The sequence below is a fragment of the Echinicola strongylocentroti genome, from assembly GCF_003260975.1.
In the GTDB taxonomy this organism is placed as follows: domain Bacteria; phylum Bacteroidota; class Bacteroidia; order Cytophagales; family Cyclobacteriaceae; genus Echinicola; species Echinicola strongylocentroti.
Genome location: NZ_CP030041.1, coordinates 4,280,353 through 4,297,228, shown reverse-complemented (window position 1 = coordinate 4,297,228; position 16,876 = coordinate 4,280,353). Strand labels below are relative to the sequence as shown.

Below are 16,876 nucleotides of genomic sequence, written 5' to 3'. Positions count from 1 at the left end.
AGCGGCTCATTAAGCCGCTCTTTTTTTTTCCTACCAAAAAAACAGACCCCTACCCAAAAACACTAATTTCGGTATTGCAAATGTAATATTGGGTAAGGATTACCTTCGCCATCCAGGGGCGAACGGTGCGCCACCTCAAAGCCAAGATACTTGTAAAATGCCACTGCTTGACCGTTATCTTCATTGACATCTACTTTTTTGACTCCTAGGCAGTGAATGGCATATTCCATTAATGCTCTTCCGATCCCCATCCCCATTGCAGCTGGATGAACAAACAACATCTCTACTTTATCCTCTGCCACCCCAACAAACCCCTCAATCTTATCTCCTTCATTTCTAATACAGGCCAATGTCACCATAGCCAAATATTGGTTTAGGATCAATGGCTTAAGCCGCTCGATCTCTCCCGGTTTCAAAAAATCATGAGTAGCCCGCACAGATGCCTCCCAAACAGCTAGTATTACAGGATATTCCTCTTTGCTGACCTTTGTAATATTAAATGGAATATCCATTTTATTACTTCTCCAAGATATAAAACAAATCCAGCCCTTTGTCAGGATGGTCCACCACCACATAGTCCTCATGGGTAATATCGGTCACGGTATTGCCTCCCTGTTTGTGGAGCTTATTGCGGTTCATCCGGTTCAGTAACTCATATGGCATGCGCAAAACGGATGCTGGCAGGCGGTGCTGTAGGTCAAAAATGTCGAAACGCATGATTTTATTGACAGATTTCCTATTGGCTTCGTGATAGCTCCAGACCTTGTCATTGCCGCCGATTCCTTTGGCATCCACCTTGTCAAACACCCGCTCGCAAAGTTGGATCAACTCAGTACCGGTATATTCCCTAATGTGCCAAGGGTTTCTGCTCAGTGTATGACGAATATTTGGTGTAGAAATAATGGCCTTGCCACCGGGCTTTAGCACACGGTAGATTTCTTCCAAAAACAGCCTGTCATCTTGTATATGCTCGATCACCTGAAAGCTCACCACGGTATCGTAATGATCTGATGGCACGGTCGCCAATGGAGGAATTACCGCTTGCTCAAACTTGGCTTGGGGGAATTCTTGCTGTAACTTATCGATCACTTCACCGATTTTGTCCAGACCATGATACGAACGCACCAGATCACTGAGCACTTCCACTCCTCGGCCTTCTCCACAGCCAATTTCCAACAATTCACCACTTACCAAGGGCTTTGCCGCAATGTAAGCTTTTAATAATCGTTGATGTATAGGGTTATCACTAACCAACTTATCGGAAGCAATTTCCGTTGTATAGGTAGCCATTTAAAATTTTATTATTTTAAGCAAAAATAAGGTTAATTTTTAAAACCGCATGATGACAACGACAAAGACTATAAAATTAACAGTACTCTGCTGCACCCTACTATACTGGTTCTCAGCAGGAAATGTCCATGGACAGAGCAATCTTAAAAACATCAACCAAAATCTCCGGTATTCCCGGTATTCCAGGATTTCCCCAAAAATCATCCCTATAAAGACCGGAGAAAGGGATTTTCTGCTCCAGATGCCCGTGGAGAAGATTGAAGAAAATCCCAATTTTGATGATTATGCCTTTTCCTATGTCGTGGTAAAAGACTTTAACGAAGAGATCAACGAGAAAAATATTGTACCTCTCACCAAGTCAGATTTAAAAAAAGATACCGACAGGCATTTTTACTTTGAGAAGGCCATCTCTGTCCCTAATGACCAAAAAGAAGCCTATGCGGTCATCATTTGCAAGGATACCCGGCAAGGGGACCAATATATCTACCATACAGACCTGATCAGCCCCTTTATAACTGATCTCCCGAGCTTTGGCGCGTACTATGCCAATGACATCCCCTTTGACCAAACCTATATCAACAAAGGCGAGGCCCTGCTTTTTAAAAGCGACAAAAGCATGAACCTCTACAATTATTTCTATCCACGTGATTTTGAAATCCCTCTTCCTCCCATGGAAACTAGGCCTGCGCCAGTGGCCAAGGACATTGAGGTCATAAATAATGGGGAATTTCTCGTAAACGTTCCGCAGCCATTTGATGAACAAGGCTACTATTTCGTACAAACTGACACAACCAAGCAAACAGGGTTTATGGTCAAGACCACATCTGATGCCTATCCCCGGGTTTCTACCTACGATGAAATGATCGATAAATTGGTATATATCTCTACCAGAAATGAGCATGAAGCACTACGCGCTGCAGAAGACAAGAAAAAAGCATTGGACAAATACTGGCTGGAATTGACCCATGACACGGAAAAGGCGCAAGGAATCATCCGGGAATACTTCCGTCAAATCGAGTTTGCCAATATCCTTTTTACCGACTTTAAGGAAGGCTGGAAAACTGACCGCGGCATGATCTATACCGTGATGGGGCCACCTGTCAGTGTGTTTTTTGATGTGGACAAAGAAATCTGGATTTATGATAAAATAGGCTCCAAGTCGAAAATTAGCTTTACCTTTGCACGGATCAGGAATATTTTCACACCAAATTATTACAAGTTGAACCGCTCTAGGTCATACCAACCGGAATGGTTCCAAAGCATTACATTATGGAGAAGCGGAAAGATGGCTTTCTAATCGACAAGGGAGCACACGACAAAGATTTCATATTTGGCACCAGAGCAGTCATGGAGGCTCTCCATGCCCAAAAGGATATCGACAAAATCCTCGTCAACAAAGAACTGAACAATGACCTGATCAAGGAGCTCCTAAGCCTTGCCAAGCAGGAGCGTGTCCCTGTAGTGCGGGTTCCCGATGCCAAACTCAACAGGATCACCCGTAAAAACCATCAAGGAGTGGTAGCCCACATGTCTGCCCTCCAATACGCCTCCATCGATAATGTCATCACTGAATGCTTCTCGAAAGGAGTAGACCCACTCATTTTGGTACTTGACAGGATCACCGATGTACGGAATTTTGGTGCCATCGCCAGAACGGCCGAATGCGCTGGCGTACACGCCATCATCATCCCTGAAAAAGGTGCTGCCCAAATCAATTCTGATGCCGTAAAGACTTCCGCAGGAGCGCTCAACTTCCTCCCTATTTGTAGGGCACGCAACCTCCATTTTATGGTAAAAGACCTCAAGAAAATGGGACTGAACATCGTCAGCTGTACTGAAAAAACAGAACGAAAAATGTACGATGCAGACTATACTGTACCTACGGCCATCATCATGGGCTCTGAGGAAGACGGCATATCCGAAGACCTAATGGAACTCAGTGATGAATTTGTCAGCATTCCCTTGGCCGGCAATATCGAGAGCCTCAATGTCTCCGTGGCCAGCGGTGTACTGATCTACGAAGTCATCCGGCAGCGTACCAAATAAGGGGTTAAGCAAAGTTGCGAGCTTGATGTTATCTTTCTTTTGATAGAATGCAGATCGCGCAGATTAATAAGATTTGCGCTGATTTTTTCTTCCATATATTAAAAATAACACCAGTAAAACCTGTCCCATCAGGGATCAAACGGGAAGATTGCGGAACAACTTGAACTTAACCATATGGTAGAGGACACAGTAAGAAGTAAATTCATCTATTCAATTTATCCGTGTTTTCAATACTCTTGCTGACTTGGTGCCTTTGTGGCCTACTTTTCTGCCACAAAGACGTGAAGGCACGAAGGAGATGTTGGCAGTATCCATCATCTGGCACCATCACTTACAGATCCCTTGGTGACTTGGGATCAAGCAAAAATATTGGGGAATAGTGGCTCTTTCTAATAGAACGCTGATGGAGCAGATAGTTAAGATTTGCGGTGACTTTTTGCTTAAATCGGACAAGATAAGTAGCATAAAAAAAGCCCTGAAAGGGCGTAACATCCTTAGCCATGGACAGCGCCCGTGGCTAACATCAAAAATAATCTTATTGTTTTAGCAGCAACCATCTTCCTAGATGCTTATAAATTCACGCTAAAACCCTAAACGCAAACAGCGCTTTATTCTAATAACCTGAGCTCGACTTAATTTTAGTATAAAAAGCGTCATACCCTTTTTAGGAGGATGTGGGTTGGAAAAGGGTGTGGCAACTCGCCGCGGCGAGCTGCCACGGCTTCCACCCGCTCAGAGCCCCCTCTAAGCCTCGCAGTGCATGTTCCGACCACTGTACAGAAACGGTTTCATAATCGAACTGAGGTTAATAATCAGTAGGGAGAAGCAATTTTAATCCGGAATATGCATTAGCCTATCTACGCCACGGCGCACAGGTGTTGCGACCTGAAACTGCTTCAAAATCAGCCGTTTCACTTTAGTTTTCGGCATAACCGTAGCGGTGCTACGCTAATGCCTCCAAACTAACTGATTTTCTTGCAATTTCAGCTCTCTCTACGATTCCTAACGCATAATCCGGGTTTAAGAAAGTGTGGCAAAAATCCCCCAGATAGATTGCTTGACCCGTGACTTGGTGCCTTTGTGGCCTTCAAAATAAATCAGCGTAAACCTGAATCATCCACGGCATCAGCGTTCTATCCTAACAAACCACAAACCTCCAGCTTTTCCACTTGCCCCCTCTTAGGAACCAAGTGCATGCTGAAACTTGTACTGAAAGGGATTTATATTTGCTTTGTGCCTTGGAGTCTTGGTGGCGTATCATTGTTCCGATAAAGAAATTTATCGCCCCACAGAAATATGGCTTGATCTCCTCTTAGCTGCCCGGAAGTGATTTTGGCTAAAAATAAGAAAGCACCGACTCAAAAAATCGGTGCTTTAGTCATGAATAAAAAGAAACTACTACTCCTCTACTAGTATTTTTCCCTCAGCATCGTACTTCTTTTCGATGCTTCGTTCGCCCGTTCCGAATTTCACCTCATAGATGACATTTCCTTCTTCATCTGTCACCTGATAGGCTTTCGAAATGGTTAAATCTTTGGTTTCAGACTTTTCGTCTATCGTATCTTTAATTGCCTGAGGCAAATCCTCAGCTGCAATTTCTATTCTATCCTGTAATGTCACGACCTGCCCTTTTGGCGATATCGCTTCCGCAGCTTTCACGCCATGTGCCAAAAGCACACTTAGGGCAATAATGAAAGCCACTTTCTTCATCTATAGGTTAAATTGGTTTAGTATTCCAGTACTTCGCCTTCTTCACTTACAGAAACCATCATAGTCTCTTCCTCATCAGTTATAAAAGCCAAGTCGTAATAAATATCACCACCCTTTTGGATTTTATGAACCTTCTTTAGTTGGAGTGCAGAGAGCAAAGAATCATTTTCCAGCATATTAATCACTTCATCTGGAAGATCTCCTTCAGCAATCTCGTTTCTCTCAGCCTCTTCTGGAGGAGTCTGCAATTCACTCACCCCATCAATATCTGGCATCACTTCTTCTGCTTGGGAAGTCGCTTGACCCGATACTTCTTTTTTGTCCCTTTTGTCATTACAAGAGGCTAAAAACACCGCTGCAATAACACTCATACACACTATCAACTTCATGGAACTAACTTATCTGGTTGATAAAATATACTGTTGTTAGATTCGCCAGAAGCAAGTTTTTGCTGAAATTTGCTCACTTCTCTTTTCAATTGCACGCCGGTAGCACCAAGTAATGCCACCATGAACAAACCAATCAAAAACACTAACAACAGCACCTTTCTTCTCAGCTCACTCATTTACTGTTTCATTTGCAAAACTAATATCCATAAGCCGTGCCATTAATGAAAACGGCCTTAAAAGACACTTCCCGAACCTCAAAGTGTGGAGACTGTGTAGAAAATATCCACACTTTGTAGAACATCTTCCGACACAAATATAACAATACATCCCTTGCCAAACTATTATTAATTAACAAAAAAGTTCTAAAAATATAAATTCAACATATCCATGACAAAATATTTCAGCAAATAAACTTATTAAAACACTTTAAACAATACCCGCATATCCATATTAAATGGCATAGCCGAATTCATTTTAACAACATAGTAAGCCTGAGGTGACACTTTCAGAATGATAGAAAAGAAGTTTTTTTTCGAGGTACTTAGCACCAATGTCGCCATGCTTTTTATAAAACCATCTTTTGATCAGTTTTCGTTACTGACTCCTATATGATTTGCAGCGCATCCAACCTATTATGGCTACTTTTAGATAGAGGGGTAAAATGTTCTCCATCTGCCTGAATTGTAAAACAGAAAACAGAGTCCCTGTCTGCCACATTGCTCCTCCTCAGCTCATATGGCTTCATAAAAGGCCAAAATCCCGTCTGCATATTTGTCATCTGCCAAAACACTGCCTATCCATCGTGCTTGCCAAAAATAGATGAATTTTGGCAAGCAACTTAGCATTCCCCACCTGTTCCCCAACGGCAGCGAGTACTTTTGGTAGTATAAAATGAAACAAAGACAAACCAAGAACACAAACACAACTCATTATGAAACTTTATAGACCGTTTATTATTTTAGCATCAATGCTAATGCTGCCTTTTTTGACCCAAGCACAAATAACTGCTGATGAAGAAATCCAACTCATCCAAGATGAATTCGGAATGGAAAAGAAAACCCTAATCGAAAGTTACATGGATCTACCAGAGTCCGACCAAGCAGCTTTTTGGCATGTGTACCAAGCCTATGAGGATGAAAGGAAATCCATCGCAAGAGAGCGTATCCTGATCGCCAATGAATACTTGGACAATTACGCCACCTTGGATGAGGAGGAAGCGGACAATCTAGCCAAAAGAACATTAAGCAACTCGCTCAAACTGACCAAGCTGCACAGCAAATACTATAAAAAATTCAAGAAAGCAACCAGTGCAATGGATGCCGCCAAATTTATGCAAGTAGATGACTATATCCATTCTACCATCCGAAATGCCATGCAAGAGGAACTGCCGTTCATTGGCGAAATGGAATAAGCTTCCTTTAGTCAAGTACAAGCAGATGAACTTTCTTATAAAAGCAAAAAAATCCCCGAATACATTCTCGGGGATTTTCACCTTTCAAACCCTATTGAACCCATTAAATAAATTAAAGCTCTAATTTACCCCAAATTAAGGGCGAATGCTCTAGTTAATTTCTCTAATGCCAATACTATTTTTGCCATAAAAGCACCTATTGATTTAATCAAATTCCCCAACCAGCACATTGGCCCCTACTTATGCCCCTATGTGCTAATGTGGTTGTCAAATAAGCTGGCTACTTTACGTTATTCTCACCGTCATAGCAGTCGGGCTATAATCGCTTTTGCCTTTCATAAACGCATCCACCAGAGTTGCTCCCATATTTTCTCTCCGTCATTGTCTTGGGGTGCCCCGGGAGTACTTCTTCCGTCTTGGATGTATCTGGTCAGGAGTGCTTTCAGTTCACTGACTTTCTCAGGATATTTTGCCTGTAGATTATTCTCTTCTCGGGGATCATTGCTAAGATCAAAAAGCTGTAAAGGAGGCAGGGTATCGATCTTCTCGACATCTTCAGGAGTGGGAAAGCTCCACCCACCTGACCCAGCTGTCATCGCTAATTTCCACTTTCCTTGCCGAATGGCAAAAGCTCCTTTGTCTGAATGGTGAACCGTAGCTTCACGATAAGGCCTCCCCAGCTTCTCTCCTGAAAACAATGGCAGCAGGTTATAACTGTCCTCTCCTTCATCGTCCTCCAGCTGGTACCCCACGATTTCTGCACAAGTGGCCATCAGGTCTGTGGTACAGATAGTCTGAGCGCTTGCACTTCCTGCCTTGATTACCTTGGGCCATTTGGCAATAAACGGAACGCGGTGGCCTCCCTCATAAATATCGGCTTTGTGTCCACGATAAATGCCACTTGGATAATGGCCTTTTGCGATCAGCTCATCTATCTTCGCAGCTGGTGCCACTCCATTGTCACTCACAAAGACAACCAAGGTATTCTCTTCTATTCCTGCCTCCTTTATCGCAGCCATTAATTGCCCTACATAATCATCCAACATCATAACGAAATCTCCATAGGGTGTCAAACCGCTCTTTCCTTGCCACTCCGGGGAAGGCAGGATCGGAGCATGGGGAGAAGGCAAAGCCAAATAGAGGAAAAACGGTTTTTCTTCTTTGCTCCGCTCTTCAACATAAGCGATGCTTTTCCTGAAAAAATTAGGAGTAACATCCTCATGAATAAAATCAGGAGCGGTAATCCCCTTTCTCCACCAGCCATACCTGTCCTCACTCTGCGTGGAATCTATGGGCATTGCGGTCACTTGCCCATTTTCCACATAAACGTACGGAGGTATATCCAAGGAGGCTACATGCCCATAAGCGTAATCAAATCCAAGATCATTGGGGTTATGGGTCACTGGCATTGTAAAGTCAATATTACCATCTGCATCATGGCCCCAATCCCATCCGAGATGCCATTTTCCAATAAATGCCGTATGGTAGCCTTTGGTTCGTAAAACAGCAGGCACAGTACTTCTTTCGGTCTCTATCAGGGGAGCAGAATCACTCCAAAGCACACCATTCTTCAACGTGGACCGCCAATTATACCTTCCTGTCAAAATACTGTACCGCGTAGGGGTACAGACCGCTGAAGAAGTATGCGCATCGGTAAACCGCATACCTTCCGATGCCAGCTGATCCAAATAGGGAGTCGGGATTTTACTATCCGGATTAAAAGCCTGCACATCACCTATCCCCATATCATCAGCTAGAATATAAACAATATTCGGATGTTTGTCTCCCGTCACTTTTTTCGGGGATTCACAGGAAAATACCACAAAAAGCAGTACAAAATAACTTAAAGAGTGAATGCTAACTATCCTCTTATTTCCAAAATCAGGCATATGCTTACAGGTACATTTTTCACTATTTATTCTTATGGTTGACATACAATGCACTTTGGAAGAGGCCTCCTTCCATCCCGCCAAAGCCCCATGCTGAAACCATCATTTATCCTTGATCCGTTGCAGGGTAGACTTCATTTCCGCCATGACTTTGGGAGACGCTGCCGAGAGATCCTTCGTCTCTCCTGGATCTTCTTTCACATTGTACAATTGGTCTTCTTCTGAAAACCCTGTCTCAATGATCGGCCCCCAAGGCACCATGTCGGGGCCATTATTCGCAGGAATCAATTTATAACCGTCACGTCGGATATAGGTCAAATTGCTGAACAATGCTTCCTGTACCAAACCTTCTCTACCTTCGTTATCCTCACCAACTAGTGCCGGCCAAGCATTCTGGGTATCCACGGCTTGCTGGGCATTATATTCCTGTCCCAAATAACCCGCGAACGATCCCACCAAATCCACTTGGCTGACCATCGCATCGGAGGTCTTCCCTCCCTCGATTTTTGCAGGCCATTTCACAATAAACGGCACCCTTGTTCCCGCTTCAAAGGCGCTGTACTTCCCTCCTCTAAGTGCTCCCCAAGGCTTATGGTTACTGATCAGCTCCCTGGCCTTATCCTCATATCCGTCATCCAGTACGGGGCCATTGTCACTGGAAAAAATGATCATCGTATTCTCTTCCAGTCCTTCCTCTTTCAGGAGCTTCACCAACTCACCCACTGTCCAATCCAACTGTGCAATCACATCACCTCTCGGCCCAAAACCAGTAGTTCCCTGAAATTTCTCATGGGCGATTCGCGGCACATGGATGTCATGCGTGGCAAAATAAAGAAAAAATGGCTTATCGGATTCTTGTGTAATAAATCGGCTCGCCTTGTCTACAAAGGTCTGGGCAAAATCCTCGTCCCTCCACAAGGCCGCTTCTCCACCAGCCATGTAACCAATGCGGCTGACACCGTTGACAATGGTGTGATTATGCCCGTGTGACCACATCATCTTAAGCTGCTCGGGATGCTCTTTGCCTGTGGGCCGATCACCTACTTTATCTCGGTAACTTACCTCGATAGGATCTTCAGGATCCAATCCCACTACGTGATGATCCTCGACAAATACCGTAGGCACCCTATCTCCTGTGGCTGGAATGATAAAAGAATAGTCAAAGCCAATTTCCAACGGACCCGGCTTTAATGCCCCGTTCCAATCCGGCCCCTCGTCTCCTCCCAATCCTAGGTGCCATTTGCCAATCACACCCGTTCTGTAGCCAGCTCGCTGCATAACCGAAGGTAAGGTTTCCCGATCCGGACGGATCAATGCAGAAGCATCTCCTGGCGCTACTCCACGCCCCTTTGCCCTCCAGGCATATTCACCGGTCAGCATCGCATACCTTGAAGGCGTACAAGTAGCTGCGGTGGCATACGCATTGGTAAACAGCAGGCCATCTGCTGCCAATTCATCAATATTGGGGGTCGGGATTTGCCCTCCATACCGCGCCACATCTCCATAGCCCAAGTCATCTGTATAGATCACCAGAACATTGGGTTCCTTAGTAGCTAACTTCTCTTCACCGCTGGTGGCTGTCTTTTTATTGCTACAAGAAAAGCCAATCAATAGTAACAACAATCCAACGTAATAAATCTTGCTCATAGTTATCGTTTAATAGTCACTTCAAATATAGTCCAGATGCTCTAACAAACCTTCGCCAAAGACAAAAAGACCGGTAAAAAACCGGTCTTTTTTTTAATTCAAACACCTATTATTGTTAATAGCCCGGATTTTGGATCCACTTAGGATTATCGGCTATTATCCCTTGATCAATGGGAAAATAGTATCGTTCGGGGCCAAACTCCCTGGTAACGGGCTCTGCGTTTTTCAAGGTAACGATATATCTGTCCTCATCCAGGTCATATTTAAAGACCAAGCCTTTCATCCTGACGTCATCCAAATATTCCGGAGCAATCCTCCATCTCACCAAATCCCAGTAGCGATGCGTCTCAAAACACAACTCCACTTGTCTTTCTTTTCGTAGATTATCTTCAGTGATTTGATCATATAGCGGCATATCGACCCTTTCTCTCAGCATGTTAATCGCAGCAAGTGACTCATCCATATTATTAAGATAAAATGCTGCTTCGGCCAGGTTCAGGTATATCTCTCCCAACCTGAATATGGAAAAGTCTTGACCTGATTCTCCACTATTTGGCAAATCAAGGGATTCATTCACACTCTTCCGCCTCAGCAGGCCAGTATTCCTTACGTTTCTTGGATGCGCTGCCGCTGGCCATACCTCGCCACCCCTGTCCAGGTTTCCTGAAGTGCTCTCCACTTTTTCACCCACGTTATTGGTATACAGTGTGCTACTGTGAAAATAGATCAGACCACCTTTAAACGTAGTTTCCGGATAAAAAACCGATGCCCTAAAGCGTGGATCCCTGTTTCCGAAAAACTCGTCAATGTCCCAGGAATTATTTGCAGTAAGTTCATCCCTTGAAATGGAAGTCCCTAACCTGCCATCCTGAAAATCAAACAACTCCACGATATCATATAGCACCGGAAAGTTACAGCCCCAGCCACCACGGAATTCGGCCGGAAAAGCCAAGCGGTCAAAACCTGTTCCTTTCACAATCGGCTCAAAAACTTGGGCAAAAATCACTTCACTATTGCCATCATCTAGAAACAGGTTGATGTAATTCTCTACCTTATCATCATAAGCATTGTAAAGACTGAAATTACCTGAGTCAAGGATCTCTTTGGAGGCATCATAGCTCATTTGGTAGTAGCTTTCGGCTTGGGCATTGGGTATACCGACCACTCCATCCAGCTGTACCTCGCCAAAGTTAGCGATACTAGCAGCATATAATGCAGCCCGGCTTTTAAGCGATAATGCCGTCCACCTGTCCACACGCCCCTGTCCACCAGTCGGGTCAGTACTCAAAAAAGGTATGGCGGCATCCAGCTCTGAAATAATAAAATCATAGATTTCCTGTTCTGTACTCCTGCTTGGGTACAGCGTTTCCTCTGGGTCATCCACATATTGCACTTCTGTGATCAGGGGCACCCCGCCGTAGCGTTTTACCATTTCGAAGTACATATGGGCGCGAAGGTATTTGGCCTCGGCGGTTTTGGCATCAATATAACCTTGCTCAAAGGAGGAGCTATTGGCAATATTCTCAATAACATAATTAGCATCGCGAATGTTATTCCATGGATAATACCCCACTGGGCCATCTCCTGCCGCTGCTGAATAAGTACGCTGATAAGTAGTATTTGGCGTCTGCCAATCTGCGTAGCAAATATGTTCACCGCCTATGGCAGGGATCATGCCGACGTTATATCCATTATCCCCTCCGAAATTAATAAACCTCAAATCCTGATAGATCTTAGCCAAATAGGCCTCGGTCAATGATTCTGATTCAAAAATATTGTCCTCCGAAATGAAATTCGGAACCTTGGTCAACTCATCCTCGCATGAAAATAGCACGAAGATGCAAAGTGGTATTAATATGTTTCTTATGTTTTTCATTACGGTCTGCTTTAAATTACAACGCTACTTGAACACCAAAAGACATCGTCCTCAACAGAGGCAGGTTAAAGGCATTTGGACGGGAAGCCTCCTCAGGATCAATATTCCCCTTGAAAATCCCCAGCTTGTTAAATGCCACTATATTGTCCCCGGACACATACACCGACAACCTATCCACTCCTACACGGGACAAAATCTGCTGACTGAAGGTATACGATAAAGTAGCCGTCTTTAGCCTCACATAGGTTCCGTCCTTCATCCAAAAATCGGATTGGGTATCATTCCATGCTCTGGCTCCGTCCCTATTAAATGCCGGCAGTTGTGCGTTGGGATTTGCTCCTACTCCTGGATTAGCAGGATCTTGGATCCAAGAATACTCTTCATGTAGTTTTAGCGGAACCTGCTCATTGTCAAACGCTGCCCTAAATGCACCTACTACAAACACGTTGAACTGAGAACCTCCTTGCCAAAGCATCGAGAGATTGAAGTTTTTATATGTCAAGCTAGGTTGAAGACTATAGGTCAATTGTGGGTCATTTCCATACCCGATCTCATACCGATCCTCTCTATTGATCACTCCATCTCCCGTGAGATCGACATACCTGATATCTCCCGGTTTTGGGCTTCCATTGATATCCTCAAAAGTGTGGGTATCCAGGTATTCATCTACTTCGGCCTGTGTATTGAAAAGCCCATCAGACTTATACCCAAAGACGGTGTTTACCCAGCGGCCTGTCCTTTTATCAAACCGAACCTGTACCGGATCCGTCTCATCGATATCTTCTTGGTACTTTTCGTATTTCTCCCGTGTATACCCCACTCCTGCTACAATATTATACTTAAAATCACCCACATAACCTCTCACACCAAGTGAAGCATCAAAACCGCGGTTGCTCCTAGCATCAAGGTTTACCGCCGGAAGGGGTGCTCCGAATGTACCTGGCAAATCCTCCAAAGGAGTCCTTAGCAGACCGTCACGATAACGATAAAATCCATCGAAGGTGCCAAACACACGACCGTCAAATAAAGTGTAGTCTACTCCGACATTATATAATGTTGTCTCCTCCCAAGTCACCAATTCATTGGGCAAACCACTGGATTGAATTTGGGGAACCTGACTACCGTTTAGGACATAGATATTCCCTACCCTTTCTTCAAACCCCGTCAGGTACTCAAAAGAGGTATTGCTGAGATTGTTATCCACACCGGTCTGACTGTATGAAAGCCGCAACTTCAACTGGTCCAGTACTGCTGCATCTTTCAGGAAGTCCTCTCTGGCGATATTCCAACCTGCAGAAACGGAAGGGAAATAGCCCCACCTTACTTTAGGGCCAAACTTAGAGCTCGCATCCGCCCGAAGGGTCGCTTCAAACAGGTATTTCTCATCATAGGAGTAGTTAAACCGACCCGCTACGCTGATCCGAGTATATTCGATATCACGTCCAGTCCCATTGGTGATGGTCAGTTCATTGGCTCCACTTACCTGTGGAATATCAGGTGAAAGCAAGTCCCTACGCGTTACGGATAGATCACTGTACACATTATCTTCCCGCTCCACAAAAGCCAAGGCAGAAAAATTGTGTTTGGAAACGTCCTTGTTATACCTCGCATATCCTCTATAAAGGAATCTGCTTCTCGGATCGCTACCAGGGCCGAAAATCGACTTGGTATATGCATTGATCCCTTGGGATCCCTCTAATTTATACCCATCAAACTCTTCGGTGATGTCATCAGGATTATAAGAATATACTTCATAAAACTTCGTCAATCGCTCCCTAACAGCTCCTCTAAAGCGAAAATTCATCCTTGCTCCGACAGTCAGGTCTTTAAAAAACGGCAGATTATAGCTCAATTCTGCCGCCCCGGCCGTTGTTTTCTTATTGGTGTTTTCATATCCCACTACGTCTTTATTGATCCTAGTCACAGGGGATCTGGCATTGAACCCCGAATAGGGATTCTTGGTTGGGTCAGGCAAAACGGTAGGGTGGATAGGCTGAGCTGTCCTTAAGTCATTCCATATATCGCCGATGCTTGAGGAGGCATAATCCTGCTGTTCATTGATATGGCTCACGTTTAATTTCAGGTCGAGACCTTCAGAAAGTTTAATATCCGTGTTACTGGTTACCGAAAACTTTTTATAGTCATAATCTCCTTTGAAGATCCCTGACTGGTCTTGCATCCCTACACTAACATAATATTTCACATTCTCGCTTCCACCTCTAAAACTCAGGTTATGGTTTTGTAAAGGAGAGCCCCCTTCTTTGACCGTTGCATTTGCCCAGTCATAGCTGGGCGCACCCGGGGCATTGTACTTTTCTAAATTCTCCTCTGTAAACAATGTACCGTAAGAAATGTCCGCATTTGGATTGGCAGGGTCATACTGTGTATTGAAAACCGCATCCCTACCGAGCTTGATAAAACTCCCCGCATCTACTTGCTCAGGAAAAGTCAACCTTTTTTGTGTCGCAAAATAACCGTGATAGGACACCTTCGGCTTACCTGAAGTACCTCTTTTGGTGGTGACTAGGATGACACCATTTCCGGCACGGGCACCATAAATCGCCGCAGAAGCATCTTTAAGCACCGAAATGCTCTCGATGTCATTGGGATCCAACCGGTCCAAGTGGGACTCTACGCCATCCACGATCACCAGCGGAGAACCAAATCCCCTGATACTGATGTCCACATTATCAGAACCGGGAAGTCCTGGGTTTTGGTTGGTCACTAGTCCAGGAACCTGTCCTACTAGAAGTCCCTTCACATTGGTCGTTGGGTTTTTGGCCAGTTTATCTGCTTTAAGGTCTGTCACTGAACCAGTCAAGGTACTCTTCTTCTGAGTACCGTAGCCCACTACAACGACTTCTTCCAAATCTCCCAGATCTTCCTCCAGCACGATATCCAGCTGGGAACTACTCCCCACCTGTACTGTCTGGGACTTATAGCCCACGTAGGAAACCACTAGTTCACTCCCCTCTTGGACACTGATACTGTACTTTCCGTCCAAGTCCGTCACGGTACCGTTGGTGGTGCCTTTTTCGACGATCGCTACTCCGGGAAGCGGATTACCTCCTTCGTCGGTAACGGCGCCTACCAGCTCTATTTCATCAATAGTTATCTCCACAGCGTCAGCTCTGTTCTGAACATTTTTGCCGACATAGACAGTATTGTTGACCTGTTTAAATTTTAGTTTGGTGGCTTTGGCGATTTCGATCAGCACTTCTTCTACTGACTTCTTCCCTCTCTCCAAAGTCACCGTTGGGTTATTGTTAAGCAAATCATCTGGATAGACAAAGACATAATCTGTCTTGGACTCCATCTCCTCAAACAGCGACTGCACCGATTTGGTTTGATGCTCCAGCTTCACAAAGGCCTTGTCCAAGGGCTTGATTTGTGCATTTCCTTCCGCTGCCATAAGGGAAGTAAGGAATATGCACTGAATTATTATACCATATAACAGGTTCTTAGACACCATTTTAATTAGGCTCAGTAACTTTCTTTTCATAATTTTGTAAATGTTTTAAGGTTAATCACTTGAAACTTTCAGGGCAGTTGATTCATTTGGCGATGGAAGGCTGTCCTGATTTCTTTTTACATAGGCAATGTTATTTTCTGAGTATCACTTGTTCGTTATTAATTTCATATTCGAAGCCAAGGGAAAAGGTGAGTCCCTTCAGCACATTTTCGAGGTTTTCATTATTAAAAGTTCCTGAAACTTTTCGCGCAGCATTCACGCCTCTTTCTGACGTGATATCCACACCATACCACTCCTGTAAGTCATCGAGAACCTCCCCGAGCGGTTTACTCTTGAAGTGGATTCTACCTTCTTTCCATGCGGTAACATCCTCCAAGTCAAACGCTGCTACAGCTAATTCCCCTCTGACGCTATTATCTACTGAGGCCATTTGACCAGGAAGCAGGATGACACTATCTTCATTTCCCTCCACTTCGTTTTCCACACTTACCTTTCCTTCTGTGAGTGCCACAGAGACATTGCCTTCTCGATTTTCTGTATTAAAAGCCGTACCTAAAGCGGTCACCACCACATCTCCTGCCCTCACCATAAAGGGCCGCGCCTTATCTGGGGTAATTTCAAAAAATGCCTCTCCCTCCAGCTCCACTTCACGGGTTCCTCTGCCAAATCCCGAAGTATAACTTATCGTAGAGTTGGCATTTAAAATCACAAAAGTCTTATCGGGCAAGCGTAACCTCAGTTTCTCCCCTACCTTGGCATGTTTGGTGTAGGTCGTGATCTCCGGGGGCAATATGGGAGCAGAGTAATTAAGCTGCTTATAAAGCAACACACTCAATAAAGAAACCAGCATCACCGATGCAGCTATCCTTAGCCCCTTCCCCCAGTTATACCCCTTTCCCTTGGGTAGCTTTTTTTGGGGAGTAGCTTCACCAATTCGTTGGTGAACACCTGTAAGCAATCTCCCTAGTTCTGTCCCCTCAATATTTTCCGGCTCCTGTCCCCACTCTTCTTGCATCAGGGATTCCAATTGCGCTCTTCCCTCATCAGTTTCGAGCCAATCGATTACAGCTGCTTTTTCACTTTGGGAAGCAGTCCCCGCTAGGTATTTATATAAAAGTTCTTTTTCCAATTTTACTTGTGATTTGA

General features: G+C 44.5%; 13 protein-coding genes. 3 read left to right on the top strand and 10 right to left on the bottom strand.

Going from position 1 to position 16,876, the window contains the following annotated elements; all coding sequences use genetic code 11:
- Positions 1-62 precede the first annotated feature (62 nt).
- On the bottom strand, positions 63-512 hold the full coding sequence (locus DN752_RS16600; protein ID WP_112784987.1) for a GNAT family N-acetyltransferase: 450 nt from the start codon (positions 510-512) through the stop codon (positions 63-65).
- Positions 513-516: 4 nt separating this feature from the next.
- Positions 517-1,290 (bottom strand): class I SAM-dependent methyltransferase, encoded by a 774-nt coding sequence (locus tag DN752_RS16595; RefSeq protein ID WP_112784986.1) that lies wholly within the window; start codon positions 1,288-1,290, stop codon positions 517-519.
- Between the two features lie 49 nt (positions 1,291-1,339).
- On the opposite strand from DN752_RS16595, the gene DN752_RS16590 reads away from it, so the two are divergent.
- A complete protein-coding gene (locus DN752_RS16590; protein WP_112784985.1) occupies positions 1,340-2,587 on the top strand; it encodes a GWxTD domain-containing protein in 1,248 nt (415 codons plus the stop codon).
- Entirely contained in the window at positions 2,560-3,336 is a 777-nt protein-coding gene (rlmB, locus tag DN752_RS16585) for a 23S rRNA (guanosine(2251)-2'-O)-methyltransferase RlmB (RefSeq protein ID WP_112784984.1), read from the top strand. The genes DN752_RS16590 and rlmB overlap by 28 nt, the downstream gene beginning before the upstream one ends.
- A 1,398-nt stretch (positions 3,337-4,734) precedes the next feature.
- Here the strand turns inward: rlmB and DN752_RS16580 are convergent.
- From DN752_RS16580 to DN752_RS16570, 3 genes are read right to left on the bottom strand one after another with little or no spacing between them, the layout of a single operon-like run.
- Entirely contained in the window at positions 4,735-5,046 is a 312-nt protein-coding gene (locus DN752_RS16580; protein WP_112784983.1) for a hypothetical protein, read from the bottom strand.
- A 17-nt stretch (positions 5,047-5,063) separates the two neighbouring features.
- Entirely contained in the window at positions 5,064-5,435 is a 372-nt protein-coding gene (locus tag DN752_RS16575) for a hypothetical protein (protein WP_112784982.1), read from the bottom strand.
- Positions 5,432-5,611: a hypothetical protein gene (locus tag DN752_RS16570; protein ID WP_112784981.1), complete on the bottom strand. Its 180-nt coding sequence runs from the start codon at positions 5,609-5,611 to the stop codon at positions 5,432-5,434. Before DN752_RS16570 ends, DN752_RS16575 begins: the two co-directional genes overlap by 4 nt.
- Positions 5,612-6,366: 755 nt before the next feature.
- On the opposite strand from DN752_RS16570, the gene DN752_RS16565 reads away from it, so the two are divergent.
- Entirely contained in the window at positions 6,367-6,846 is a 480-nt protein-coding gene (locus DN752_RS16565; RefSeq protein WP_112784980.1) for a hypothetical protein, read from the top strand.
- A gap of 335 nt (positions 6,847-7,181) precedes the next feature.
- Here DN752_RS16565 and DN752_RS16560 read toward each other — a convergent pair whose 3' ends face one another.
- The 5 genes from DN752_RS16560 to DN752_RS16540 form a co-directional block, all read right to left on the bottom strand.
- Positions 7,182-8,735, bottom strand: coding sequence for a sulfatase family protein (locus DN752_RS16560; protein ID WP_170134459.1), 1,554 nt, complete (start codon positions 8,733-8,735; stop codon positions 7,182-7,184).
- 102 nt (positions 8,736-8,837) lie between these two features.
- Complete coding sequence (locus tag DN752_RS16555; protein ID WP_112784979.1) at positions 8,838-10,382, bottom strand: sulfatase family protein; 1,545 nt, start codon at positions 10,380-10,382, stop codon at positions 8,838-8,840.
- A 115-nt stretch (positions 10,383-10,497) separates the two neighbouring features.
- Complete coding sequence (locus DN752_RS16550; protein WP_112784978.1) at positions 10,498-12,258, bottom strand: RagB/SusD family nutrient uptake outer membrane protein; 1,761 nt, start codon at positions 12,256-12,258, stop codon at positions 10,498-10,500.
- A gap of 16 nt (positions 12,259-12,274) precedes the next feature.
- Positions 12,275-15,760 (bottom strand): TonB-dependent receptor, encoded by a 3,486-nt coding sequence (locus DN752_RS16545; RefSeq protein WP_112784977.1) that lies wholly within the window; start codon positions 15,758-15,760, stop codon positions 12,275-12,277.
- 100 nt (positions 15,761-15,860) lie between these two features.
- On the bottom strand, positions 15,861-16,859 hold the full coding sequence (locus tag DN752_RS16540; protein WP_162633238.1) for a FecR family protein: 999 nt from the start codon (positions 16,857-16,859) through the stop codon (positions 15,861-15,863).
- Positions 16,860-16,876 lie beyond the last annotated feature (17 nt).